Below are 24,607 nucleotides of genomic sequence, written 5' to 3'. Positions count from 1 at the left end.
AATGGCAAAGTTAGAGAATAATAACGAAAATAAACATAAAAAATCCGTAGCTGAGAATATCGGGGATCAGGTACAAAAGAAGGTGGAGGATGTAGGAGACAAAGTCCAGAAAACAGTGAAGGAAGCTTCCGAACTGGCCTCTGATGCGCTTCATCATCCGGTGGAAACAGCTCAGGAATTTGGGAAGCAGGCGGCAAAAGATGTCACCAGCTATTCCTGGTGGGCCAAGCTTTTACTGATCCTTTTTTGGATCGGGCTTTCTCTTTTTGTTATTATCCTGGTAGGAATTAATTTACCCATAACGAAACAATGGGCTGCCGATCAGGCATTACAGATTGTCAATAAAGATTTCAAAGCAGATATGTCCACGGAAAGTGTGGATGTAGATTATTTTGGAGATGTTACCATAAAAGGCCTTAAAGTAAAAGATTACAAAGGCTTTGAATTTATTAAAGCCCAGGAATTTAAAGCCAATTCGGATTGGATCTCATTGGCAGCCAATGCTATATCGGGAAACAGCAATTCTTTAAGTTTCAATTCCCTCCGCCTATCCAAGGCAGATATTAAGGTGATTACTTATAAAGGAGATAGTATATCCAACTTTATACGCTTTATAGGATTATTTGATAATGGGAAAAAAAGAGATCCCAGCAAACCACCGTTTCAGCTGAACTCCCGAGTGGATATAGTGGATTCCCAGGTTTCTATTGTCAATCTCAACTCTCCTGGTGAACCCGGAAAATGGCTGACAGCCACCAAAGTGAATTTAAGGGCTCCCAAGGTAAAGATTAACGGGGCTAATATTTCAGCATTAATCAATAATTTCTCCTTTGTTACGACCCGTTGGGGGAAATCCCATTTCGTAGATACTTTTTCTACGGAACTTTCAATGACCGAAGATTTTCTGTCCCTGAAAGATCTTACCTTGAATACGGATCACTCCCTGTTGCAGGGGAATATAAAATTTAACCTTAATAAAGGATCGTGGGCCGATTTCACGGACCGTGTAGCCTGGGAGATGAACATCAAACAGGGAAGCCAGCTCAGTGGATATGATATCAGTTATTTTGTAACTAACTGGGATAATTATAAGCCTTTTAATATTGCCGGGAAAATGAAAGGACCGTTAAATGACTTTCACCTGGATAATTTCCTTATTGCCAATCCCGATGTTAATATTGCGACCCAGTCGATGGATGTAAAAGATATCCTGAACGGTCATTTTTTAATAGAAACCAAAACACTTTCGACGGATTTTACTTATATCGATCTTAAAGCGATGATGCCTTCATTCATTGCGGAAAAGATGAAAAATTTTGCTGATGATTTCGGGAAGCTGAAATACAACGGAACGGCAAGAGTGGATCCTAATCAGGTTTTTGTTTCCAGTGGAAATCTTATAACGGGTATAGGACAGGCAAAAATTACCAATTTTTCCCTTAAAGATTATAGTGAAGCACTTCCAAAATATAAAGGGTATGCAGAAGTAAGAGATTTGAATACTTCTGTAATTACCAAGAGCAAGGCAGTAGGACTCATTTCCGGGAATTTCAATATTGACGGACAGAGTTTTGATGTAAATACCATGCGTCTTACTACCAAATCCCAGATCTCCAGTATTGAAGTTATGAATAAAGAGATTACTAATCTTTATCTGGATGGACTGCTGGATCATAAAAAATATAACGGACTCATTACAATCAATGATAAGCAGGCTAAAGGATCTGTAAAGGGATTGATTGATTTCAGTACTTCCAGGCTGGCCATGAATGTGGATGCAGATGTCGACTATTTAAATATGAATTATTTTACCGATAAGCCGGGAAATCAGATAGTGAGTGGAAAAGTAGTTGGAAAAATGTCCATGTCCTCCATTAATGATCTGACCATGGATGTGGAAGCTAATAATATAAGCTTTGCTACTGCAGATCAGAAATACCTTATTCCCACTGCTAAAGTAAAAACCTTTATTGAATCGGGCAACCGTATTATCTCTGTCGATGCTCCGGGGGCTGTCAATGGAAATATTTCCGGTAAATATTATCTGGCGGATTTAGCAGGAATGGTGGAAAACGGACTGGGAAAAATTCTGGTGGGACCGCCGCCGAGAAAGTTATACCGGGGAGAAAGCTTTAAAATGAATTTTGATGTTCAGCAAGGGCTGCTCAGCTATTTTATGCCTGATCTTAAAATTCCGCAGGGAGCAACTGTTGAAGGAGAATACGATGGAAATTCCAATAATTTAATCCTTAACGTTGACGCTGCTTCCCTGAAATACCTTATGACCAAAGAAGAAGAGATAACGGCTGCTGATAATGCGCTTGCATCTGCCAATCCGGATTATGACATTAATGAAAGAGGAAATATCTCACGGGACAGCGCGATTGTGGATAGCATGATGGTGAGAATTAATACTGCTAATCTTGAAGAACAGATCTATGCCAAAATAAACAGGGTAGAATATAATAAAAATATTATCCGGGATTTTACACTGAGCGGAAGAAATGAGAATAATACGATACTTCACATCGCTACCCACTTCAAGCATGGAACTCCGGAGAATGAACTGGAAGAAAAGCTTAAGGAATATGCCATTAACTTTAACCAGTCTACGGATAATGCAGGAGACTATGTCTTTCGGTTTGAACCTACGGAGGTTAAATTTAATGATGTGACGTGGGCGGTCGATACCAGTGCCGAACTTAATCATTCCATTACCTACCGGAAAGAGAGGGGAGATTTTGAAATCAGGAATCTGCGGATCTTCTCGGATGAAAGTGCACTCCGGATTAATGAAGCCATATTTAAATCTGCCAAGGACTTCTATGTGGATGCGGATGTTACAGACTTTGCCATTGAAAAGCTTTTAGAAATGAATCCTGAAGGTAATACCATGGATCTTAAAGGGCTTGCCAACGGAAGTGTAAAGATAAAAATGGATAAAAGTACGCTGCAGCCGCTTATAGATTTGAGTGTGGATCATATCATGATGAATGGAAATGAAATGGGAGACCTTACCGTTTCTGCCGTGAATGGTATCGCACTGAACGTCTATGATGTAGATGTAAAAGTGGCCTCGGCAGGTGTTTTAGGAAGCAATAATCTGCACTTAACCGGTACGGTAAATAACAATACGGCAACTCCAACCCTGGATTTTGTTGCGGAAATGAGAGATTTTGATTTGGCATTTACCCAGCAGTTCGTACAGTCTGTTTTCGGAAATATGAGAGGGAAGGCAACAGGTGATCTTAAAATTAACGGAAAGCTTAATGATTTAGATTATAGTGGAGATATCGCCTTAAAAGGATTTGGGCTGAAATTATTGTTTACAGGAGTAGATTATACATTTGATGATAATGTGATACAGCTTTCAAGAGGTTTAGCCATCCTCAATAATATTGAAGTTCATGACGGAAGATCCAATTCAAAAGGGAATATTTCCGGTGCGATCCAGTTTGAAACCCTTTCTTCCATGGGGGTCAACCTGGTGATGAGAGCGGATAATCTTTTGATGCTGAATACCACTCAGAAAGATTTGGACCTGTTTTGGGGAAGAGTGTACGGACAGGGTGACCTTTATGTAGACGGACCTGTTTCCGGACTTAATATAACAACTCCTAATATGAAGGCTCTGAACGGAAGTACATTTACCTTTAATTCTGGTTCTACTTCAAGTGTAGAAGAATTTAAGATGCTGAGGTTTCTGAAAGAAGGAAAAGACGGGCTGATTACGCTGGAAGAAAAAAAGAAGACAGGAGCCAATATGAATATCGATTTCAGCCTGGATGTAGATAAAGGAACCAATGTAAATGTTCTCATAGGGGAAAGTGTAGGGAATATCAATGTAAAAGGAGCTGCCAACAAATTGAGATTCCAGATGAATAGGCAGGGAAATATCGCAATGAATGGAACCTATAAAGTAGATAACGGAACATTCGTCTCTAAAGCGATCCTTAATAAAACGTTCCAGATTGAAAAGGGAAGTGTCATCCACTGGGATGGAGATGCTATGAAGCCTATGATGAATATTACGGCCAACTATGTAAGAATGGTTTCCAATGCCGGTGAATACCTTAATATGGGAAAACTTCAGCCTATCAGTATTCTTTTGCAGGCACATATTACCCAGTCATTGGTTGATCCCCAGGTAGACCTGGATGTTACCGCGATGGATGTTTCCAGTCAGGTAAAAGAAACCCTTGCTGCAAAAATGAGCCAGGATGGTGAAAAAGTGCTGCAATTCGGTTCGGTACTCCTTCTAAGCAGCTTTAATGTTTCCAACAGCGGAGGGGTGGATGTAGACGTTGCGGGAGTAGCGGAATCTTCGGGATATAATATGCTTTTAAAACAATTAGGCTCAGTTCTTAATACGATGAGTAGTGAGTTCCAGATCGATTTGAACTATGTAAAAGGAGATCAGTATTCCAATACCGGAGACAGGGCCAATGCCGGGGTTAGTTTTGCGCTATCACCAAGAATTAAGGTGAAAACCGGTTTAGGAATTCCCCTTACCAAAACGGAAGGAACGGAAAGTAACTACCTTTCGGGAGAAGGTTCCATTGAATATGATGTTTCTAAAAAGAATGACGGAAGTTTAGTCTTAAGAGGATATTCCAAACCTACGAATATAGGGATGATCAGTACAAACGGCTCCGCCAACCAAGCTTATGGAGGTGGTATTGTATGGAGTAAAAGCTTTAATTCTTTATTTAAAAAGAAGAAAAAAGATAAAAAACAACCGGAGACAAAAGAAGAGATAAAAACAGATTCAACAAAATCAGTAGGTAAATAATCAGAATATTTTAATGATTTTTATCATCCGTGTTAATTATTGTTAATATTTGATATATATTTTTTAGTTAAATTATTTTTTGTAAATTTGCAAAAAATACATTGATTTTTTAAAAAAATTGTAATTTAACTAATATGAACTATCAACTGGACGAAATAGACAAGAAAATTCTTGACTTTTTAGTAGAAAACACAAGAATGCCGTTTACGGAAATTGCTAAGCAGATGGACGTTTCTGCTGGTACAATTCACGTAAGAGTAAAAAAAATGGAAGATGCGGGTATTATTTTAGGATCTTCACTTAATATAGACTATGGTAAGCTGGATTATCACTTTACAGCTTTTATAGGTATCCTTTTAACAAAATCAAACCGCACACAGGAAGTATTAAAGGAACTTACTACAATTCCAAACGTAATTGAAGCAAGCGTAATTTCCGGAAAATATAACATCTTCTGTAAAGTGAGAGCTAAAAATACTGATGATGCAAAAAGAATTATCTATCAGATAGATGATATCCAAGATGTTATGAGAACTGAAAGTATGATTTCTATGGAAGAATTCTTAAGTGACAAAAACAGATTGATCAACGCTATTTCAGTATAATTTAATAGCAAGCTTAAATAATATAAAAGAACTTATGAAATTCCTCATAAGTTCTTTATTTTTGCATATATGGAAGAGTATAGTTATTTTGACGAAGATCCGAAAAAAGGATGGGGATTTATTTTAGCATTAGCCTCATTAATGCTGTTTACCGTAATGGGGTTAGGAATCGATATTGACGAATACCTGCAGCATGAATATCTTAATATCCCACAATGGTATTTTTATGCTATTTTTTCGGTAGATGTTATTATGATCATCAGCATTATTTTAATCTTTTTTTACAGAAAAATAGGAATATTCTTATTTCCTGCCCTGCTGATCGTACATTTTTTAATGCATAACTTTTATCTGTCTACTTTTTTATATACGGATGTTACCAATCTTTTCCTTTTTACAGGATTTGGAATGTTAGCCATTATTCCGAAATGGAAATTTTTTAAATAAAATTTAAAATCAGATATCTGAAAGCTGTTTATTACCGGATAGTTTTTATTCGGGGAATAGAATAAATACCTTGGAAATGGGCTAAAGCCCATTCTGAATAGTTCTATGACTCATATTGTAGTGGATCTATCAATAAAGATAACTCCCTTTTCTCTTCCGAATAGCCCAATCAAAAGAAATTCAATAAAATAAGACACCTGTAAATTTAACGAACTAATATCAATAGAAATGGGCTAAAGCCCATTTTAAATAGTCCACAAAATAAGGATTGAGTATTTAACAAGCGGAACATCTGGAAACAGGATTTCCAATTCGTGAGTTGTTTGATTAGAGATCAATAAAACAAAAAAAGAAACATCTGTGAATTTGATGAACAAGAATATCAATAGGGATGGGCTTTAGCCCATTTTCAATTTAATCCCATCCCAAATGGCTTTAGCCTAAACCTAATTGAAACAAAAAAGATCCTCATAAAGAGGACCTTTTTATCATAAAATTTCAGTTTTAATTAAGCCAAAACCCTTTTCACAGCTTCCTTCACAGCAGCCGCATCAATCTGGTACTTTTTCATCAGCTCAGCTGGAGTTGCAGATTCCCCGAAAGTGTCATTTACAGCAACAAATTCCTGTCTTGTCGGTCTTCTTCTAGCAAGCATGCCCGCAATAGACTCTCCTAAACCACCAAGATAGTTATGTTCCTCAGCCGTAACGATTTTTCCTGTTTTTTCAACGGATTTTAAGATGATTTCCTCATCCAAAGGTTTAATCGTATGGATATTGATCACTTCACACGAGATACCTTCTTTTTCAAGCTCATCAGCTGCTACAAGGGATTCCCATACAAGGTGACCTGTTGCAACGATTGTTACATCTTTACCCTCCTGCAAAAGAATACCTTTTCCGATTTCGAAAGGCATATCCTCAGGAATAAATACAGGTACGGTTGGTCTTCCGAATCTTAAATATACAGGACCTTCATGATCGGCAATAGCAATAGTAGCTGCTTTGGTCTGGTTATAATCACAAGGGTTGATCACTGTCATTCCCGGAAGCATTTTCATCATTCCGATATCTTCCAATACCTGGTGGGTTGCTCCGTCTTCTCCTAAGGTAAGACCTGCGTGGGAAGCGCATATTTTTACGTTTTTCCCGGAATAGGCAACAGACTGACGGATCTGGTCATATACTCTTGAAGTAGAAAAATTGGCAAAAGTTCCTGTGAATGGAATTTTTCCTGTGATACTTAATCCTGCAGCAAGTCCTATCATATTGGCTTCTGCAATTCCGGTCTGGAAAAATCTTTCAGGAGCTTTTTCAATGAATTTCTCCATTTTCAAAGAACTGATAAGGTCTGCACAAAGGGCTACAACATTAGGATTTTTATCGGCAAGTTCTGCTAAACCTGCTCCAAATCCGGAACGTGTATCTTTTTTTTCTGTATATGTATATTTCATTTTTATTTTTTTAATCGAGATTGTTTAAGTAATTATTGAGCTTCTTTTGATCAGATTGATCTAGTTTTTCCTTGATATTATTAAAATAGAGAACTTCCCGCCTTATTTCATCCAGTGTGGTTTTGATGGCGACAGTATGATATCCGGCCTGAGTGAGGTACATATCACACATTTGACCTACATAATTTTTTACATGGGACTTTAGCTCTTTATTGGTAAACTCGGGAATACTTTTCTCAAAGTTTTTGCAATGCTGGGGCAGTCCTTTCCAAATGGCTTCGCTGGAGATGGAACGGATGGCTAAATTCCCATCTTCTTGAGGTCCTTTTTTATATTCAGAGATATAGGTTGGAATAGTAAAATCATACATATCATCATCCGCTGTTGCTGAATCAATGGCAACCGTATCGTCATCATCTGCAGTTTCCAGATTTTTATAGGCCAGCATGATGGAATCCTGCTTCCTTTGATATTCTGTCATGGCTTTTACATGATCAAAATATACAAAGCTTTCGGAATCTTTTTTAGAGCTTAGAACAATATATTCTTTATCATAAGTCTCTTTAGGTCCTGCTTTTAGGATAAGTCCCTTCATTCCTGAATTTTTAATTCTGGTTTTCATGAACTGACCCAATATTCCGGTTAGAATACTGACATTGTTAACCGAAGTTTTTCTGTCGTCAATACATACCTGAAGCGGGTTATTATCACTTTTATCTGATTTCTCATAAATCAGATAATGAGAGCAGGGAGTCCCTAAAATAGTTTCCTGAGTATTCAGTTTTTTTGAATCAAGAACTAGGGGCTCTGGGGGATCACTATAATTCCCGTATCCGTATCTGGAGAAAGGAAAGCTGGACCCCGTGAGACGATTGTTCATTTCAAAAGAAACGGTACTGGTTCCCAAAGCGTCCGTAAAATAATAATTAAAAGGAAATTCTTTTAGATTGATTTTAGTGAGGAATTCATTCTTATCACTTGCATACACCTTTAAAGTGAAGGGACGGGACTCTTCAGATTTATTTTTAACCAGATAAGTGAGTTCCTGGGAAAAAGTTATTTTTTTCTCCTGGGAAATCCCCATTATAAAGTGAGTAAGAAAGTAAATGAGAATGAATTTTTTCATATCTATTGTGCAGATGGATTAATAGTCAGCAGGAGCTTCCAAATACAGTTGTTTGAATGCGGTATCAAGCTGCTCATCGTTAGGTGCTTTACCATGCCATGCATGCGTTCCCATCATATAATCCACTCCGTAACCCATTTCTGTGTGAAGAATAATTGCAACAGGCTTTTCTTTTCCTGTTTCGGTTTTTGCTTTTTCAAGAATAGCAATTACCGCTTCAAGGTCGTTACCGTTCTTTTCTTCTAACACGGTCCATCCGAAAGCTTCCAGTTTAGCATGCAGATCTCCCAAGCTTAATACATCATCCGTATCTCCGTCTATTTGACGTCCGTTATAATCGATAGTGGAAATGATATTATCCACTTTTTTAGCAGCAGCAAACATTAAAGCCTCCCAGATTTGTCCTTCCTGTAATTCTCCGTCACCATGAAGAGAATAAACAAGAGAAGAATCACCGTCCAGTTTTTTTCCTAAAGCAGCTCCTAACGCTACGGAAAGTCCTTGTCCGAGAGAACCGGATGCAATACGTATTCCAGGTAAACCTTCATGAGTGGTAGGGTGACCTTGTAACCTGGAATCCAGTTTTCTGAAAGTTCTTAATTCATCTACAGGGAAAAAGTCAAATCTGGCTAAAGTAGAATAGTACACCGGGGAAATATGCCCGTTTGATAAATAAAAATGATCTTCATTCTTTCCTTCCATGGTGAAAGGAAGCTTATAGTTCATTACTTTACCGTAAAGTGCCGTAAAATATTCCGTACAGCCTAAGCTTCCTCCAGGGTGCCCGGAATTAACAGCGTGAACCATTCTTAAAATGTCTCTTCTGATTTGTGTAGTAAGAGTCTTTAGCTCTTCAATACTTTTACTCATTATTTCTGATTTATTTGAATGCGAATTTACAATTTTTTAATGGCTTTTGGAAATGGACTTGCAGATGGAAATCTGATATTCAGCAGCCTTTGTTTAAGATGAGTTTAATCTCCCTTAAGGCTATTGATTGATGTATAAAGGATAAAGTTTCTTCTCTGCAGAAGATTTTTGGTCCCGAATTTTTTATAATTTTTTTTGTCAATGTTTTTATTTCCGATTATTTTTTTCGGATCAGCCATAAACCTGCAAAAGTTAAAAATCCATTAATGATAAGAAGCTCCAGCCCTATTTTGAATTCCCCGAAAATATTTTCCTGGTATTTGTCAATGAAAAATGAGATCACCGGAGCAATGATGCAGATATAGGGAACCCATTGATCTTTAACTTTATATTTAGTGAAAATACCAAACGCAAAAAGTCCTAAAAGAGGTCCATACGTAAAACCTGCCAGCTTTAATATCAGCCCGATCATGGAATTGTCATTAATTATTTTGAAAATAACAACCATGATGAGGAAAGATAACGCCACGATTAAATGAATATTTTTTCTGAATCTCTCTTTTTTCTTCGTGTCCCAGCTTTTATCTTTCATTCCGAAAATATCAATGCAGAGTGATGAGGTGAGTGCCGTCATAGCACCGTCTGCACTTGGGAATAATGCCGAAATTAAGGCAATAATAAATATAATGGAAATAAAACCGGGCATATGGTTTAGAGCAATATCCGGGAAAAGCTGATCTCCTGAACTCGTAACATTTTCTGCCGTTCCGTACAGATGCAAAAGCCCGCCCATATAAAGGAATAGAGCAATCACTCCCAACAAAATAAAACCAAGGGTTACCATATTCTTCTGAGAATCTTTCAGTTTTGTAACGGATAAGCTTTTTTGCATCATTTCCTGGTCAATACCCGTCATGGTAATGGTTATAAAAGCTCCTGCCAGCACCTGTTTGATGAAAAAGCTTTTTTCATTAGGATTAAATTCAAAAATTTTGGTATATCCTTTTTCCTGCATGGCAGTTAAGCTTTCTCCTAAATTTAATCCTAAATGGTTAAGCATATAAACCGTACAGATAATCAGTCCCAAAAGCATACAGGAAGTCTGAAGCGTATCTGTCCAGACGATGGTTTTTACCCCACCTTCATACGTATAAAGGATGATCATTAAAAGAATGATCAGCGTGGTAACAATGAAAGGAACTCCCAGGCTATCGAGGATAGAGACCTGAAGGATATTAACTACCAGATATAATCTGGCGGTAGCTCCTACAAGACGGGAAATAATGAATATCCACGCCCCCGATTTATACGAAAGCTGCCCCATTCTCTGCTGGAGATACCCATAAATGGAAGTTAATTGTAAACGGTAATATAAAGGAAGCAATATATAAGCAATGGTTACATATCCTATAAGATATCCTATCGTAATCTGCAAATAGGCAAAGCTGTCTTTACCCACAGCCCCTGGAACACTTACGAAAGTAACACCGGATAAGGATGTTCCAATCATTCCGAAAGCTACAAGCATCCAATTACTCTTACGGTTTCCTATGAAGAAACTTTCATTATCACTTCCTTTTCCTGTTTTATAAGCCACCCAGAGCAGCAATGCGAAATAAATGATAATGATAGACAGTAATATAATTGGAGACATATTTTAATAATTAAAATTTTACAAATATAGTTTTTTTCGTTTCTAGTAAAAAAACAAAAAACCTCATGGAATTTTATGTTCACGAGGTTTTTATTTGATTTTTTAAATTTAATTATACCAATACATCCTGCAGGGAAGCATCCTTTTGAAAAGAAGCCTTGGCAAAAGGGCAGAGGGGAATTATTTTTTTATCCTCTTTTCTTGCAAATTCTACGGCGGCCAAAAGCATTTCCTTACCAACTCCCATTCCGCTGTAAGCTTCCTCTACCTCGGTGTGATCTATAATAAACCTTTCGTCGCCGGCCCAGGTGTAAGCCATCGTTCCCGCATGTTTTCCATCTATAAAAGCTTCAAAGTTTCCGTGTTTTTCTCCGTTGTTATGTTGTACTTCTATCATATTATAAGAATTTGGTATTGATTTCTATTTCGTTAGTTAATATCTTATGGACAGGGCATGCATCCGCAATATTATGGAGTCTTTTGATCTGCTCTTCATCTATCTGAGCACCTTCAAAGCTGATGTTCCTTTTAAAAACAGCTGTTTTGGTAAGAGGGTAGTTTTCCAGCTCTACTTCCACGTCTATTTTTTCTACGTCCCATTCTTTTCTTTCGATGTACATTCTTAAAGTGGCAGCAGTGCAGCTAGCCAAAGAGGTAGCCAGGATTTCAAAAGGGTTAAATCCCTTATTCTGCCCACCCTTATCGACAGGTTCATCGGTTATAATCCGGTTTTCACCCGCGATCACTTCAGTATAATACTTGGTTTTTCCTAAGCTTGCTTTTACGGTTACTGACATTATTTATCGGTATTAAATTTATAACTTAACGCTCCTGACGGACATTGGTCAATCTGATTCTGTAATTCTGCAGGGGTAGCATTTTCCACTTTTATCCACGGTCTTGCCTTTGGATTGTAAACCTTGGGTAATGTTTTCACGCAGATTCCCGAGTGAATACATTTTTTAGGCTGCCAGATTACTGTAATTTCTCCGTTTACATACTCATGTGTATCCATATCTATGTTTTTTGATGGTTAATTGTCTTTCAGACTTTCAACCTGGTTTTTAAAACTTTCAATTTTATCTTTAATTTCCTTGAGCAATTCCGGCTGGATAATACCGCTTTCCAGATCAAAATTTTCATAAAACTTAGGTAAGGAAAACGTTTCTTTGATATCAGCCCCGGATTGAGGAAAAAACGTTTTGGCGGTATTCATTACATTTCCGCCTCCGTAGCCTCCCGGTGATGTGCTCATTAAAAGCATAGGCTTATTTTGAAATACCTTTACATTAATTCTTGAGGCCCAGTCAAAAACATTTTTAAAAGCGGCGCTGTATGATCTGTTGTGTTCCGCAAGAGAGCAGATGATAACATCACAGGTTTCAATTACATTTAAAAATTGGCGAGCTTCATCCGGAAAGCCTTTCTTTTCCAGGTCTACCGAGAAAACCGGCATGGTATAATCATTGAGATCTATAAGGTTGATCTCATGTTCCTGAAAATCCTTTAGTACAAATTTGACCAGTTCTCTGTTGATGGAAGTTGAAGAGGAGCTTCCTGCAAATGCTAATATTTTCATAGGGTTTAATGGCTTATTTTCTGTTTAAAATAGATTTGGGAAGCGGAACATATTCCTCTTCGTCACCGGGAACTAATGGAAAAGCTTCATGGTTCTGGTCATGCCAGTTTACTTTAGCCTGTTCCAGAAGTTCTTTATCAGAATTTACAAAATTCCAGAAGATAAAGCGTTCTTCTTCAAAAGGTTCACCACCAAAGAGATAAACCGTAGAATTTTCACTCATTTCAAATTCACAAAGGGAAGTGTCCTTAGCAACGAGAAGTTGTTTGGAACCATAAGTGTTTCCTTCAATATTAACGGTACCATCTAATACATACATGGCAGCTTCTCCATATAAATCCTTACCAATACTTATTTTCTGGGGATTTTTGGTTTTAATTTCAAGGAAAAACAATTTACTGTGAACCGGAACCGGGGATTGTTTTCCAAAGGCTTCTCCCGCGATCAATTTATAATGAATGCCATTTTCTTCCCATGCAGGGATATCTTCGGCTTCCGTATGGTGAAAACTGGGCTCTGTCTGTTCCAGATGCTTGGGTAAGCCTACCCAGATCTGAAATCCATGAAGTTTTTTATCAGAACTTCTCAGGTATTCCGGAGTTCTTTCAGAATGGACTACACCTTTTCCTGCCGTCATCCAGTTAACAGCTCCCGGCTTGATTTCAATCGCACTTCCGATGCTGTCACGGTGGAAGATAGAGCCTTCAAAAAGGTAGGTTAACGTAGAAAGCCCGATATGAGGATGAGGGGGAACATCAAGATTCTGATAATCTTTTAATTCAGAAGGCCCCATGTGGTCAATAAAAACAAATGGACCTACAGCTCTTTTCTCACGGAAAGGTAATAGTCTTCCTACCAGGAAATTACCAATGTCAGCTGCTTTTTCTTCAATGATGAGTCCTATATTTGACATAATTTGAATTTTTTATGAGTTATTTGAATAGCTAATTTAATTAATCTTTTAAGTTATTACTCTATTTTATTTTAATTAAAGTTTATTATATAGAGCAAATTATTTATGAATGTGATTTCTTGCTTTTAGAGAAAGGTAGCCCTTGCACTTACCCATTAAAGTTAGTGAACTTGAAGGAGATGGGAAACATAAATGATTGGGTTATACAATCTCTGTATCCTTGAATTTAATCCTCCAGATACCCGAATCTTCCTGTATTGTAATCATCGAAAGCCTGCATGATTTCCTCCCTGGAATTCATTACGAACGGACCATGGCTGTAAATGGTTTCATTGATAGGTTCTCCACTGATAATAAGGATGATAGAATCTTCCTGAGCTTCTATGGTAAAGCTTTCCCCATTGTTTTCAAAGAGAACAAAATGATTGACGGGAGCTTTTTCCGAACCATTAATGATCGCGTTTCCTTCTATTACCAGAGCGGCTGTATTGAAATGAGAAGGGAAATTAAAATCAGCTTTTCCTCCCGCTTTTAATTTGGCATTCATTACATGTACCGGAGTAAAAGTGGAGGCTGGGCCTTGCTGTCCGTTATATTCTCCCGCAATGATTTCTATAAATCCGTTTTGTCCAAGATCTGCCTTTTGCATTTCGGAATTTTTAATGGATTGATATTTGGCCTTGCTCATTTTATCTTTAGCCGGAAGATTTACCCAAAGCTGCACCATTTGGAAGATACCTCCTGTTTTAGACCATTCTCTTTCGTGATATTCTTTATGAAGAATGCCTTTTGCTGCGGTCATCCATTGTACATCACCTTCTCCGATGATACCTCCGCCTCCTGAGCTGTCATGATGTTCTACCTTTCCCTGGTAGGCTATCGTTACAGTTTCAAATCCTCTGTGAGGGTGAACACCGACTCCCCGGGGAATTTCAGAACCGTTAAAGTGAAATTTTGCATTATAATCTAAAAGAATGAAAGGGTCCATTCTCTTCATTTCCAATGGCTTTACGCTAGGAATAAAATTGTGGACTCTAAAACCATCCCCTACAAAATGAGCAGGCTTTGGAGGAATTATAATTTCTACGTTTTTAGTTGCCATAATGATTGTTGTTTTGTCTCAACAAAATTAGGACAGCAGCAGCTCAGATCCATTGACCTGTGATAACTTTGCCCGTAGGGGCAGGTGTAGAAAGGCTGAAGTTATTCCTGTGATTTTAAATTTTTCCCATCAGAGATATGAAGTCTTCTGAATATAAAGGCTGAAAAGATGGTCAGGATACCCACGGTAAGAAATGTATAACGGAAGGCATTATGAACCTCATTATTAATGAAACTGCTGTTTTCAAATACTTTTAAAATAATCAATCCGAATGCAATCCCGAAACCTATCGCCAGCTGTTGATTTACGGATAGGAGGGAGTTACCGCTGCTGGTCTGGAAATTTCTCAGGTCGGCAATGGAAATCGTATTCATAGAAGTAAACTGAATAGAGTTAAAAAAGCCCAGGACTGTAATAATAGGAATGAACCAGTATAAAGAAGTATGAATATCAGGAATAGCCAGGCAGCAGATAAGAGTCCCGATTACAAGGGTGTTAACCATTAAAGTTTTCCGGTATCCGTATTTATTTAAAATTTTGATAACATAAGATTTTCCGAACATAGCCGTAATAGCCATAGGTGCTACCATCCACCCCGATGTAACGGCAGACTGCTTATAAGCGATCTGGATCATAAGCGGCAGCAATAAAGGAATGGAGCTGATACCTAAACGGGTCGCCAGATTTCCTATGATTCCTACCCGGAAAGTACGCACCTGAAATAAACTGAGCGGGAAAATAGGGTTTTTTCCTCTTTTTGCGTGTCGGTAATAATAATAGAGAAATAAAAACCCTAAAATGAAAACCAATAATACCGGAGTGATATTCTGTATATCTGCGAATAACTCCAGGGAAATGGAAAGTAAAAGGGAAGCAGCCGCAAAAATGAGAAACCCCTTAAGATCGAAATCCACAGAATCCGATTTGTAATTAGGCATATATTTGAGGCCTAAAATAATTCCGATGATCCCGATGGGAATATTAATTAAGAAAATCCAGTGCCAGGAAAAGTAATCTACCATATATCCGCCCACTAAAGGTCCCAGAACCGGACCAATAAGAGCCGGAACAACGGCAAAGTTCATCGCTTTTAACAGTTCATTTTTATCAAAGGTTTTAATTAATGCCAGTTTCCCTACCGGGGTCATTAAGCTTCCTCCCACTCCCTGCACTACTCTTGAAATTACCAATTGGGTAAGATTCTGGGAAAGGGCGCAGAAGAGAGAGCCTGCACTGAAAAAAATCAGGGAAATAATAAAGATCTTTTTGGTCCCGAACCTGTCCGCCAGAAATCCGCTGGCCGGCATGAAAACAGCCAAGGTCAGTACATAACTGATAATAGCATTCTGCATATTGAGGGGGGATTCCTGTAAGTCTTTTGCTATGGAAGGCAAAGAGGTGTTCAGAATAGTGGAATCGAGCATCTGCATGAAAATTGCCGTAGCAAGGATCAGGGGCAGTATTTTTTTGATCGAGGTTGAGGTAGGATTAATTTCCGGCATTATATCTTTTTATATCTCTAAACGTAAATGTGTAGAGTGAAAAAATGAATTCAGAATATAAAATTAAAAAAGTCTTGTGAACTTTCACAAGACTTTTTTAATTATTTCTTAGTTTTTTCTACTCCCTTCCATTCTTCACCTCTTTTTTTATACTGGCTTAAAACGAAAGTTTTGAAGTCTTTTGTTTTATACTCGATGTTGTCGGTGTTTTGTTCAAAAGGCATGATATAGTAATAATCAACATCCGTTTTATCTGTTTTGTTTCCTTTTTTTACAGTAGGAAGATATTTTGGGAATTTATAATTAGGAAGATACTGTTTTAAAGAAGCATAAAACTTTTTATCATCTTCCCCGGGAATAATATCCACAATCTGAAAATCATCCTTTTTCTTATCAATCCACAGATAATAGGTTTTTTCTTCATTGAGGTTTCTGTTGAAAGAATTAAAGGCAAATAATTCCTTAGGAACCAGTTCCTTTATTTTTTCTGGATCTACTTTGGTATAATACTGTCCTTTTAATGGATCTACATAGGTTTCCAGATTGTACATCATCACTTCATTATTCTGGAAATTTTTATTTTTAAAATATTGGTTTAAAGATAATTCTGCTGTTTCCCTTAATTCTTTTCCTCTTTCATCCAGTTTTTTGGTCGGATTCTGAGGGTTTACTTTTTTAACGAACTCATAGAGCACAACAGGCTTCACATCCTGAAGGTGAGGGTAGGTCTTTAATTGTTCAGCCTTTACCAGCCAGTAGTATTGCTGATAATAGTCTTCTTTTTCGCTGTCTTTAACGTTTTTATAAGTCAGAGCCAGCTTTTTGGAGTTAAGATATTTCCCAAATTTGCCTTGCCCGAAAGCAAAATTTATAGATAATAAAGCAAAAAAAACAGTAATATTTCTTCTCATTTTATAAATATGGATTTTTCGTTTTCCAAATATAATTATTTATTAGATATTATCTTTGATTGTTGGTTAAATTCTGTTTGATTTATTGCCGTAAATACAAAAAAAGATCCTGTATTGCTACAGGATTAATAAATTTTATAAATAGGTTGATACTTATTCATATGAAGTTTGATGCACTTTCACCGCTCTGCCGCTTGGGTCATTCATCTTTTTGAAAGCTTCATCCCATTCTAATGCAATAGGAGTGGAGCAGGCTACGGATGGTACGGAAGGTACGGTAGCAGCAGCTGTTTCACTAGGGAAGTGCTCTTCAAAAATAGTCCGGTATCGGTATTCTTCCTTATTCTGAGGAGTGTTCAGCGGGAATCTGAATTTTGCATTCGCCATCATCTCATCCGTAACTTCTTTTTCGGCCACTTCTTTTAGAGTGTCTATCCATGAATATCCCACTCCGTCAGAGAACTGTTCTTTTTGTCTCCATACAATGGATTCCGGTAAGATATCTTCAAAGGCTTTTCTTAATACCCATTTTTCTATTTTACCTTCTGCCGGGTTAATCATCTTATCTTTCGGGTTGATGGTCATCGCGATATCCATAAATTCTTTGTCGAGGAAAGGAACCCTTCCTTCTATACCCCAGCTCATTAATGCCTTGTTGGCTCTTAAGCAGTCATAGAGGTGAAGCTTTCCTAGTTTTCGGACTGTCTCATCATGGAATTCTTTGGCGTTCGGAGCTTTATGGAAATACAGATATCCTCCGAAAAGTTCGTCTGAGCCTTCGCCTGAAAGAACCATTTTAATACCCATGGACTTGATAACCCTTGCCAGAAGATACATAGGGGTGGAGGCTCTGATCGTGGTAACATCATAGGTTTCGAGGTGATAAATTACGTCACGGATAGCATCCAGACCTTCCTGAACAGTAAAGTTGACTTCATGGTGAACAGAACCGATATGATCTGCAGCTTTTTTAGCAGCCTCAAGATCCGGAGATCCTATAAGACCTACCGCAAAGCTGTGAAGTCTCGGATACCAGGCTTCCTGGGTGTCTCCGCTTTCAACTCTCTGTCTGGCAAATTTAGCTGTAATAGCAGAGATTACTGAGGAGTCCAGACCACCGGAAAGAAGCACGCCGTAGGGAACGTCGCTCATCAGTTGTCTGTGAACGGCATCCTCAAGCCCTTTTCTGATTTTTTCAATATCGGTAGTGTTATCTTTTACATGGTCATAATCTTCCCAATCTCTCTTATACCACTGCTGAAGCTCCTGTCCGTCTTTGCTGTATACAAAGTGACCCGGTAAAAATGTTTCTATGGTTTTACAGATTCCCTCAAGGGCTTTCAATTCGGAGGCTACATAATAGTTTCCGTTTTTGTCCCATCCCTGGTAGAGCGGACAAATTCCCATGTGGTCTCTTGCTATTAGATAAGTATTGTTTTTAATATCATATAGTGAGAAAGCAAAAATTCCATTTAGTTTTTCAATGAAATTTTTCCCGTATTTTTCATAAAGAGCCAGGATGACCTCACAATCCGATTGGGTCTGAAATTCATAATCAGGAAATTCTTCTTTTAATTCTCTGTGGTTGTAAATTTCACCGTTTACGGCTAGAACGATATTTTTATCTTTAGTAAATAAAGGCTGCTTTCCGGAAGTAGGATCTACAATGGCTAAACGCTCATGAGAGAATACTACTTTTTCATTTTGGAATACACCGCTCCAATCCGGTCCTCTGTGACGTATTTTTTTGGACATTTCCAAGACTTGAGGCCGCAGTGTTTCAGTCTTTTGCTGGGCATCAAATAAGCATACAATTCCGCACATAATTTTTTTTCTTTTATCTTTTATTTGAAGCAAAAATATAATTGCTGTTTAAAAATAACAACTTAAATTAATTTAAACTTAATATTTTTAATAATTAAAATCTATTTTTAGAATAAAATAAATTAAAATCAGGTAATTCAATGTTTTTAGTTAATTTTTTTCGTTGGGGGTGTTAAGGCGTCTGTATATACGAAATTAAAAATTAATAATCATTGATTTTTGGTAATTTATTATCTGATTTTTTAATATTACTTTGTGGCTCGAAATAATTTTTTTTCATCATTTGTGTTTTTACCTTCTTGTAATTCAGTTTACAAGAAGGTTTTTTATTCTGTACCTATTAAAATTCCAGAAATATTCCAGGCACTGAAGCTGTTTCCTTCCGGTAATCCTTGAGGGATTTTTACCTGAATCGTATGTTTTCCCGCTTTTAAATTTCCTATGGAAATAAAATTGGGATTGGTAATGGTTCCGGGACACCAGTTGGACCTGCTGAGGTCAGAAGATGAAAGTCCGTCCTGAAAATTTCCTGATGCCGGATTGTACAAACGGTATGAGCCGCAGTCGGTTCGCCAGGGAGTAAAGGAAAACAGCATTTGATCATCCAGCAAGATGGTATTTTTCTTAGGTACAAATTCGTCTCCGTTTTCCCAACCTCCATGTCCGGTGGTAATATATCTCAGCTGTGCATGGTGTAAGTCCTTTTTTAAATTAAATTCTACGAAAATACCTTTCTCATTATCAAACATGGTAGCATAGTCTTGTCCAGCCATTTCCATGATATTGACTGTATTGAATAAGGGAATAACTTTATTATTGGTATGAACGGTTTGTTCACTTTTATGTACCGTGATTTCCAGGCTTACTTTATGTCCTCCTTTATCATAATTACCGATGAAAACTCCTACCCATACTTCCTTTTCAGATAAAGAAGGCTTTAGTTCCGTGATATCCTGGCGAAAAGGGCTGACGGTATGCCATTCTTTTCCTTTCAGCTGTATATGATTGAATTTCTCAATCCCAAAAGCGGTGAAGAACCGCATCATTTCAATGCTGGGATCGTAGTCTGAAGTAGCGGTAACTCCAAAATACTGCTTTCCATTTCCGTTTTCATAGGGAGGAAGCGTTTTAACTCCTTTTTCCAGACCATTAAAAAAGGATTGAGACTTTTCCTGTGGAATAAAAAATACGGTTCCGGTTCTGTCATAGGCATCACCATTGGATTGCTGCTTTAGTTCAACAAAGATATTTTCACCTTTCGTCATCGCCGGGAATTTTACTTTTTTAAGGATGATCGTTCCGTTGGCGAAACGTTTGATATGCTGATCGGATTTGGATGCATCAGAGAAGTTAATGATTTCATTCTCAAAGACTTTCAATGTGGTAAATCTGCTTTTCCATACTAAGTCTTTATATCCCTGAAGGTCCGTCTTAGTAATGCTGCCTTTTAACAAAGTATCAATTTCCGTATTTTTTACTTTTTTTATGGAAGTGGCGGTTACAGCTGAATTTTTATTTCTTTCAATTTCTAAAACCAATCCTATATGCTGACCTAAGCTGGAAGGTCCGCCTTTGATATTCAGATCCTGGGTGTACCAGATTTCAATCGTGTTGGAATTGATCTTCGTAACTGCCTTTTTACAGGTGTAGCCTAAGATTTTTTTTGTTTCATCAGTAAACTCAAAAGACTGCTTTCCAATGGATTCTGCATCGGAAGTGGAAATGATTTCCCCCGGTTTTAGAAAAGCGTAGGAGATAATAGTTTGAGTAGACTGATCAATATGGGTGATTTCAAAAGGGTATTCACTCTTCCGTTCTTTAATGCTGGTATTGAGGATGTAACTGTTCTTCTCATTCGCCCATACTAAAGTTGCTGGCTGCTCAGTCTGGACTTTCCCATTGTATGAGCTTTTATATTGAATTTCATAAGTTTGGGAGAGTATAAAACCTGAGAAAAAGGAAAATAAAACAGTGAGTACTTTTATATTCATAGAAGAGAAGTTTTTGTAATGGATTAATTTTATTAAGAAGTTTATAAAAATAAGTATAAATAGCTTTGATTAAGTTACAGAAAATAAAAAAGCCACTCTCATGAGCAGCTTTATGAATATTATAAAGTATTTTGAATTTAAGATACTCTTTCTATCAATGCCATATAAAACCCGTCATAGCCTTCGCTAGGCATTACTTTTTCCTCTTTTATGAATTTAAAATCCGGGTTGTTTTTCAGAAATTCTTCTACCTGTTCGTTGTTTTCAGAAGGTAGGATAGAGCAGGTAGCATATACCATTTTTCCTCCTTTTTTAAGCATTTTGGAATAATCCTGAAGGATTTGCTGCTGTTCTTTTTTAATCCGGTCAATAAATTCCTGGTCAATTTTCCATTTGCTGTCGGGATTTCTTTTTAAAACTCCCAGTCCGGAACATGGAGCATCGATCAGTAAACGGTCTGCTTTGTCGTATAGGCGCTTAATAACTTTGTTATCTGTAATGAAACGGGTTTCGATATTATGAGCGCCCGCTCTTTTGGCACGACGCTTTAATTCGGCAAGCTTCCATTCAAAAATATCCAGTGCTATAATCTGTCCTTTATTTTTCATTAAAGCAGCCAGGTGTAAGGTTTTTCCTCCCGCACCGGCACATGCATCAACAACTCTCTGGCCTTCCTGTACATCAAGAAAATAACCTATCTTTTGTGAAGATGCATCCTGAACTTCAAATAAACCTTCCTTAAAAGCAGTGGTCAGGAAAACATTTTTCTTTTCTTCCAGCTGAACCGCATCAGGATAATTTTTTATGCTGTAGGAAACAATATTTTCATCAGACAGATCTGAAACCAGTTCTTTGACGGAAGTTTTCAGGGAGTTAGCTCTTAGAACGGTAGGAGCCTGCTCGTTCAACGCTTTCATTTCTTTTTCCCATTGGGGACCTAATTCTTTTTCTAAAGTTTCAGCCAGCCATTCCGGGATAGAAAATTCAATAGCTTTCGTAGGAACCGTATTCTTTTTCAGCTTGGTAAGAATATCGGCTACTTTTATGCCTTCAAATTCTTCAAACTTTTTATGTTTGGTCTGACTCCATAGAAGGTAAGCCACAATCAGCTTATAAATATTGCCGGGTTTTACCCCTTCACCCATATAGTATTCCAAACGCTTTTTCCAACGGATGATATTGTAGAATATCTCAGAAACAACCGCTCTGTCCTGGCTTCCCCATTTTTTGTGGGCTTTTAAAAGTCTTTCAATAACTTTATCGGCATATTTGTTTTTCTCGAAAAACGTCTCCTGTAAGGCATCATGAATTCCGATAAGTAAGTTTCTGTGAATAAGTTCCATATTGGTATAGCTGTTTGAATCTGCAAAAATAAGGTTTTAATTAATTAGGTGAAACTAAAAAGTATAAAGTCCGTAATTTGTTTTGTTTCCAAAGGAGTTAGCCTTATTTTTGTGAAAAATAAAAATATGAGTGATACAATACTATGCCCGAAATGTGGTTCCGAATTTACTTATCCAAGTGAGAATGTAATGGTCTGCTCCCAGTGTTTTTATGAATGGAACCCTGAAGAAGAAGGAGATTCCGGTGAAGGAAAAATACTGGATTCCAACGGAAATGAATTGCAAAACGGAGATTCTGTAGTAGTGATTAAAGATTTACCCGTTAAAGGAGCTCCGAAACCTGTAAAGGCCGGAACAAAAGTGAAAAACATCCGACTCAATTTTGATAGTGATCATAATATTGACTGTAAAATAGATGGATTCGGATCCATGGCATTAAAGTCTGAGTTTGTGAAAAAAGCTTAATAGAAAATTAATATTCAATATAAATGCGTCTTCGGGCGCATTTTTTTGGCCATAAAAAAAGGAAAAAATTGGACAGTGTTTTCTTTCAAAGACTTGATTGCAAGAGTTGCTAATGGCCGTCCTAGAGGCAGAAAGAGAATTAACCAAAAATTTCCTTATGCTGTTGAATAACAAATGTAAAGAAAAAGAATTAATTTCCCAGGTATTCCTGCCTGTTTTTTATCCACAAAATACTAATAAGTTGTAGAGAATGTGAAGGTTGGGATCCGGTTACAACGCTATTTTTACCGGAGCTTCCAGTCGCTTGTCACTATAAACAATAAGCTCCTTGTCTTTGCATTTTACCTTGTTCCAAAAGTGGGCACCTGCAAATCTGCTTTCCATAATCTCCGCATCCATGCCGTTTTCATTGAATTTGATTTCCCGGGGATAATAGGAGAATTTGGATATCTGAAATTTCCGCCTTTCTTCCTCATCAAAAATATTGACTTCTCCAAATAGCCGCGCTACATAAGGGTTGTAAGGGTTTGTGTAAGTTTCTTCGGGATCATCATTTTGGATAAGCCTTCCGTCCTGTAATATAATGATCTGATCCAGCCAGGGTAAGATATCCTGAAGCTCATGGGTGGAAATGATCAGGGAAATATTATTCTGCTTCACATATCTGAAAAGCTTTTCCCTAAGCTCTATTTTCCGGGAAAAATCCAGGTTGCTGAAAGGTTCATCCAGAATCAGTAATTTAGGAAGTACCGACAGGGCTCTCGCAATGGCTACTCTTTGTTGCTGTCCTCCGCTCAGGTATTTGGGGTGGACACCTGCATAATACTGTAATCCTACAACATCCAGAAGCTCCAGAACCTTTTCTTTTTTCTGTGCTAAATTAATATTGGAAATAAATTTTCCTACGTTATCGGCAACCGTGGAGTGGGGCATCAGATCAAAATTCTGAGCGACGAACTTCATCTCACTTTCTCCGGGAACAAGGTTTCCTTTAGGTCCCAGTAACTTTGTGCCATTGAAGAAGATCTCACCATCCTGCCAATCCAGAAGTCCGTATATAAGATTTAATAAGGTGGATTTTCCGCAGCCGCTTTCTCCTGCCAATGCTACAATTTTACCCTCTTCAAGTTTTAAATTGAAATTTTGAAAAAGTGGCTTATCCGGGTTATGTGAAAAATTTAAATTATTTATTTCTAATAGCATATTACAAAAGTACAGGTTTTATGAAAGAATTAATTTTATTATATTAGCAATTAATAAAGATATTAAAAAAATGAGAAAAAAAATATTTTCACTAGCCCTTACCGGCCTTTTTGCTGCCTTGGTGATGGTCTCCTGTAAAAAAGAGAAGCCTTTGACCAGTGAAAACGGTGAAGTGACTACCATGAAAGATGGAAGTCAATATACTTTAGATACCTTGAACAGTAAGGTGGAGTGGAAAGGGTATAAGCTTTTAAAATCCGAAAGTACAAGTCATTTCGGGTCCATTAAGTTTGAAAGTGGAGATGTAACGGTAAAAGACGGAAAACTGGAAAGTGGAAAATTTGTAGCGGATATGGCTTCATTAACTTCTATAGATCTGAAAGATAATGCCGATCAGTTGGGTAAACTAAACGGGCATCTTAAGAGCGGAGATTTTTTTGAGGTAGAAAAGTTTCCGACCGCTTCTTATGAAATTACTAAAATTTCTCCTTTATCGGAAGGTGATTATAATACCCTGTTAGATGGAAATTTAACGGTCAAAGGGATTACAAAACCGGTTCAGTTTAAGGCTAATGTAGCGGTAAAAGAAGGAGATGTAACGATTGCTACTGAGCCCAAGGATATTAACCGTGCTGAATTTGGGGTAAAGTTCCAGGCTCCCGCAGCGGATGGCGTGATTAAAGATGAGGTAACTCTTCAGATTCTCGTTAAAGCTTTAGAAAAGAAATAATTTTTTTATTTAAGTGAAATAAGTGATTGAAGTCTGCCTCCTCAAAGAGGCAGATTTTTTTATGAGAAATAAAGAAAGTTATTCAATTGAAAAATCT

The 24,607-nt window shown here is 37.5% G+C and carries 21 protein-coding genes; 5 read left to right on the top strand and 16 right to left on the bottom strand.

Translation table 11 applies throughout. The features are described from left to right. Position 1 precedes the first annotated feature (1 nt). The 3 genes from ABJ974_RS12530 (at position 2) to ABJ974_RS12520 (ending at position 5,844) form a co-directional block, all read left to right on the top strand. Positions 2-4,792 (top strand): translocation/assembly module TamB domain-containing protein, encoded by a 4,791-nt coding sequence (locus ABJ974_RS12530; RefSeq protein WP_419868585.1) that lies wholly within the window; start codon positions 2-4, stop codon positions 4,790-4,792. A gap of 134 nt (positions 4,793-4,926) precedes the next feature. Then, the gene (locus ABJ974_RS12525; protein ID WP_419868584.1) at positions 4,927-5,397 is read left to right on the top strand and encodes an Lrp/AsnC family transcriptional regulator; all 471 of its coding nucleotides are present in this window, start codon (positions 4,927-4,929) and stop codon (positions 5,395-5,397) included. A 69-nt stretch (positions 5,398-5,466) separates the two neighbouring features. Continuing rightward, positions 5,467-5,844, top strand: coding sequence for a hypothetical protein (locus ABJ974_RS12520; protein WP_419868583.1), 378 nt, complete (start codon positions 5,467-5,469; stop codon positions 5,842-5,844). 508 nt (positions 5,845-6,352) lie between these two features. On the opposite strand, the gene ABJ974_RS12515 is transcribed toward ABJ974_RS12520, so the two are convergent. The 15 genes from ABJ974_RS12515 to ABJ974_RS12445 all read right to left on the bottom strand — a co-directional run bounded on the left by ABJ974_RS12515 (position 6,353) and on the right by ABJ974_RS12445 (position 22,112). Then, on the bottom strand, positions 6,353-7,297 hold the full coding sequence (locus ABJ974_RS12515) for a transketolase family protein (protein ID WP_419868582.1): 945 nt from the start codon (positions 7,295-7,297) through the stop codon (positions 6,353-6,355). A gap of 10 nt (positions 7,298-7,307) precedes the next feature. Next, positions 7,308-8,423 (bottom strand): hypothetical protein, encoded by a 1,116-nt coding sequence (locus ABJ974_RS12510; protein WP_419868581.1) that lies wholly within the window; start codon positions 8,421-8,423, stop codon positions 7,308-7,310. An 18-nt stretch (positions 8,424-8,441) separates the two neighbouring features. After that, positions 8,442-9,293 carry a transketolase gene (locus ABJ974_RS12505; protein ID WP_419868580.1) on the bottom strand — a complete coding sequence of 284 codons (852 nt, stop codon included), beginning with the start codon at positions 9,291-9,293 and terminating at the stop codon, positions 8,442-8,444. A 217-nt stretch (positions 9,294-9,510) separates the two neighbouring features. After that, entirely contained in the window at positions 9,511-10,947 is a 1,437-nt protein-coding gene (locus ABJ974_RS12500; RefSeq protein WP_419868579.1) for a sodium:solute symporter, read from the bottom strand. Between the two features lie 112 nt (positions 10,948-11,059). Continuing rightward, on the bottom strand, positions 11,060-11,344 hold the full coding sequence (locus ABJ974_RS12495; protein WP_419868578.1) for a GNAT family N-acetyltransferase: 285 nt from the start codon (positions 11,342-11,344) through the stop codon (positions 11,060-11,062). A 1-nt stretch (position 11,345) separates the two neighbouring features. Next, positions 11,346-11,744 carry an OsmC family protein gene (locus ABJ974_RS12490; protein ID WP_419868577.1) on the bottom strand — a complete coding sequence of 133 codons (399 nt, stop codon included), beginning with the start codon at positions 11,742-11,744 and terminating at the stop codon, positions 11,346-11,348. Next, positions 11,744-11,962 carry a (4Fe-4S)-binding protein gene (locus ABJ974_RS12485; protein ID WP_419868576.1) on the bottom strand — a complete coding sequence of 73 codons (219 nt, stop codon included), beginning with the start codon at positions 11,960-11,962 and terminating at the stop codon, positions 11,744-11,746. The genes ABJ974_RS12490 and ABJ974_RS12485 overlap by 1 nt, the downstream gene beginning before the upstream one ends. Before the next feature lie 18 nt (positions 11,963-11,980). After that, positions 11,981-12,526, bottom strand: coding sequence for an NADPH-dependent FMN reductase (locus tag ABJ974_RS12480; protein ID WP_419868575.1), 546 nt, complete (start codon positions 12,524-12,526; stop codon positions 11,981-11,983). Between the two features lie 13 nt (positions 12,527-12,539). Next, positions 12,540-13,439 carry a pirin family protein gene (locus tag ABJ974_RS12475; protein ID WP_419868574.1) on the bottom strand — a complete coding sequence of 300 codons (900 nt, stop codon included), beginning with the start codon at positions 13,437-13,439 and terminating at the stop codon, positions 12,540-12,542. A gap of 226 nt (positions 13,440-13,665) precedes the next feature. Beyond that, positions 13,666-14,541: a pirin family protein gene (locus ABJ974_RS12470; protein ID WP_419868573.1), complete on the bottom strand. Its 876-nt coding sequence runs from the start codon at positions 14,539-14,541 to the stop codon at positions 13,666-13,668. Positions 14,542-14,642: 101 nt separating this feature from the next. Then, a complete protein-coding gene (locus ABJ974_RS12465; RefSeq protein ID WP_419868572.1) occupies positions 14,643-16,043 on the bottom strand; it encodes an MFS transporter in 1,401 nt (466 codons plus the stop codon). A 101-nt stretch (positions 16,044-16,144) separates the two neighbouring features. After that, positions 16,145-16,954: a hypothetical protein gene (locus ABJ974_RS12460; protein ID WP_419868571.1), complete on the bottom strand. Its 810-nt coding sequence runs from the start codon at positions 16,952-16,954 to the stop codon at positions 16,145-16,147. 153 nt (positions 16,955-17,107) lie between these two features. After that, positions 17,108-18,778 (bottom strand): asparagine synthase B, encoded by a 1,671-nt coding sequence (asnB, locus tag ABJ974_RS12455; RefSeq protein WP_419868570.1) that lies wholly within the window; start codon positions 18,776-18,778, stop codon positions 17,108-17,110. A gap of 326 nt (positions 18,779-19,104) precedes the next feature. After that, positions 19,105-20,769 carry a GLPGLI family protein gene (locus ABJ974_RS12450; protein WP_419868569.1) on the bottom strand — a complete coding sequence of 555 codons (1,665 nt, stop codon included), beginning with the start codon at positions 20,767-20,769 and terminating at the stop codon, positions 19,105-19,107. A 137-nt stretch (positions 20,770-20,906) separates the two neighbouring features. Next, positions 20,907-22,112, bottom strand: coding sequence for an RsmB/NOP family class I SAM-dependent RNA methyltransferase (locus tag ABJ974_RS12445; RefSeq protein WP_419868568.1), 1,206 nt, complete (start codon positions 22,110-22,112; stop codon positions 20,907-20,909). A gap of 126 nt (positions 22,113-22,238) precedes the next feature. On the opposite strand from ABJ974_RS12445, the gene ABJ974_RS12440 reads away from it, so the two are divergent. Next, a complete protein-coding gene (locus ABJ974_RS12440; protein WP_419868567.1) occupies positions 22,239-22,577 on the top strand; it encodes a zinc ribbon domain-containing protein YjdM in 339 nt (112 codons plus the stop codon). A gap of 270 nt (positions 22,578-22,847) precedes the next feature. On the opposite strand, the gene ABJ974_RS12435 is transcribed toward ABJ974_RS12440, so the two are convergent. Next, complete coding sequence (locus ABJ974_RS12435) at positions 22,848-23,780, bottom strand: sulfate/molybdate ABC transporter ATP-binding protein (protein WP_419868566.1); 933 nt, start codon at positions 23,778-23,780, stop codon at positions 22,848-22,850. A 70-nt stretch (positions 23,781-23,850) separates the two neighbouring features. Here ABJ974_RS12435 and ABJ974_RS12430 point away from each other — a divergent pair, with 70 nt between their 5' ends. After that, positions 23,851-24,510, top strand: coding sequence for a YceI family protein (locus tag ABJ974_RS12430; protein WP_419868565.1), 660 nt, complete (start codon positions 23,851-23,853; stop codon positions 24,508-24,510). The last annotated feature ends 97 nt before the right edge of the window (positions 24,511-24,607 follow it).

This window comes from Chryseobacterium sp. CT-SW4 (genome assembly GCF_048572715.1).
Classification (GTDB): domain Bacteria; phylum Bacteroidota; class Bacteroidia; order Flavobacteriales; family Weeksellaceae; genus Chryseobacterium.
This window is presented reverse-complemented; position numbering and strand designations above follow the sequence as displayed.

Excerpts from the sequence above, each read along its gene's own strand:
- ABJ974_RS12530 (WP_419868585.1), top strand. The coding sequence starts at position 2 with ATGGCAAAGTTAGAGAATAATAACGAAAATAAACATAAAAAATCCGTA.
- ABJ974_RS12475 (WP_419868574.1), bottom strand. The coding sequence starts at position 13,439 with ATGTCAAATATAGGACTCATCATTGAAGAAAAAGCAGCTGACATTGGT.
- ABJ974_RS12480 (WP_419868575.1), bottom strand. The coding sequence starts at position 12,526 with ATGAAAATATTAGCATTTGCAGGAAGCTCCTCTTCAACTTCCATCAAC.
- ABJ974_RS12470 (WP_419868573.1), bottom strand. The coding sequence starts at position 14,541 with ATGGCAACTAAAAACGTAGAAATTATAATTCCTCCAAAGCCTGCTCAT.
- ABJ974_RS12430 (WP_419868565.1), top strand. The coding sequence starts at position 23,851 with ATGAGAAAAAAAATATTTTCACTAGCCCTTACCGGCCTTTTTGCTGCC.
- ABJ974_RS12510 (WP_419868581.1), bottom strand. The coding sequence starts at position 8,423 with ATGAAAAAATTCATTCTCATTTACTTTCTTACTCACTTTATAATGGGG.
- ABJ974_RS12465 (WP_419868572.1), bottom strand. The coding sequence starts at position 16,043 with ATGCCGGAAATTAATCCTACCTCAACCTCGATCAAAAAAATACTGCCC.
- ABJ974_RS12495 (WP_419868578.1), bottom strand. The coding sequence starts at position 11,344 with ATGATAGAAGTACAACATAACAACGGAGAAAAACACGGAAACTTTGAA.
- ABJ974_RS12500 (WP_419868579.1), bottom strand. The coding sequence starts at position 10,947 with ATGTCTCCAATTATATTACTGTCTATCATTATCATTTATTTCGCATTG.
- ABJ974_RS12515 (WP_419868582.1), bottom strand. The coding sequence starts at position 7,297 with ATGAAATATACATATACAGAAAAAAAAGATACACGTTCCGGATTTGGA.
- ABJ974_RS12485 (WP_419868576.1), bottom strand. The coding sequence starts at position 11,962 with ATGGATACACATGAGTATGTAAACGGAGAAATTACAGTAATCTGGCAG.
- ABJ974_RS12520 (WP_419868583.1), top strand. The coding sequence starts at position 5,467 with ATGGAAGAGTATAGTTATTTTGACGAAGATCCGAAAAAAGGATGGGGA.
- asnB (WP_419868570.1), bottom strand. The coding sequence starts at position 18,778 with ATGTGCGGAATTGTATGCTTATTTGATGCCCAGCAAAAGACTGAAACA.
- ABJ974_RS12450 (WP_419868569.1), bottom strand. The coding sequence starts at position 20,769 with ATGAATATAAAAGTACTCACTGTTTTATTTTCCTTTTTCTCAGGTTTT.
- ABJ974_RS12460 (WP_419868571.1), bottom strand. The coding sequence starts at position 16,954 with ATGAGAAGAAATATTACTGTTTTTTTTGCTTTATTATCTATAAATTTT.
- ABJ974_RS12435 (WP_419868566.1), bottom strand. The coding sequence starts at position 23,780 with ATGCTATTAGAAATAAATAATTTAAATTTTTCACATAACCCGGATAAG.
- ABJ974_RS12525 (WP_419868584.1), top strand. The coding sequence starts at position 4,927 with ATGAACTATCAACTGGACGAAATAGACAAGAAAATTCTTGACTTTTTA.
- ABJ974_RS12445 (WP_419868568.1), bottom strand. The coding sequence starts at position 22,112 with ATGGAACTTATTCACAGAAACTTACTTATCGGAATTCATGATGCCTTA.
- ABJ974_RS12440 (WP_419868567.1), top strand. The coding sequence starts at position 22,239 with ATGAGTGATACAATACTATGCCCGAAATGTGGTTCCGAATTTACTTAT.
- ABJ974_RS12490 (WP_419868577.1), bottom strand. The coding sequence starts at position 11,744 with ATGTCAGTAACCGTAAAAGCAAGCTTAGGAAAAACCAAGTATTATACT.
- ABJ974_RS12505 (WP_419868580.1), bottom strand. The coding sequence starts at position 9,293 with ATGAGTAAAAGTATTGAAGAGCTAAAGACTCTTACTACACAAATCAGA.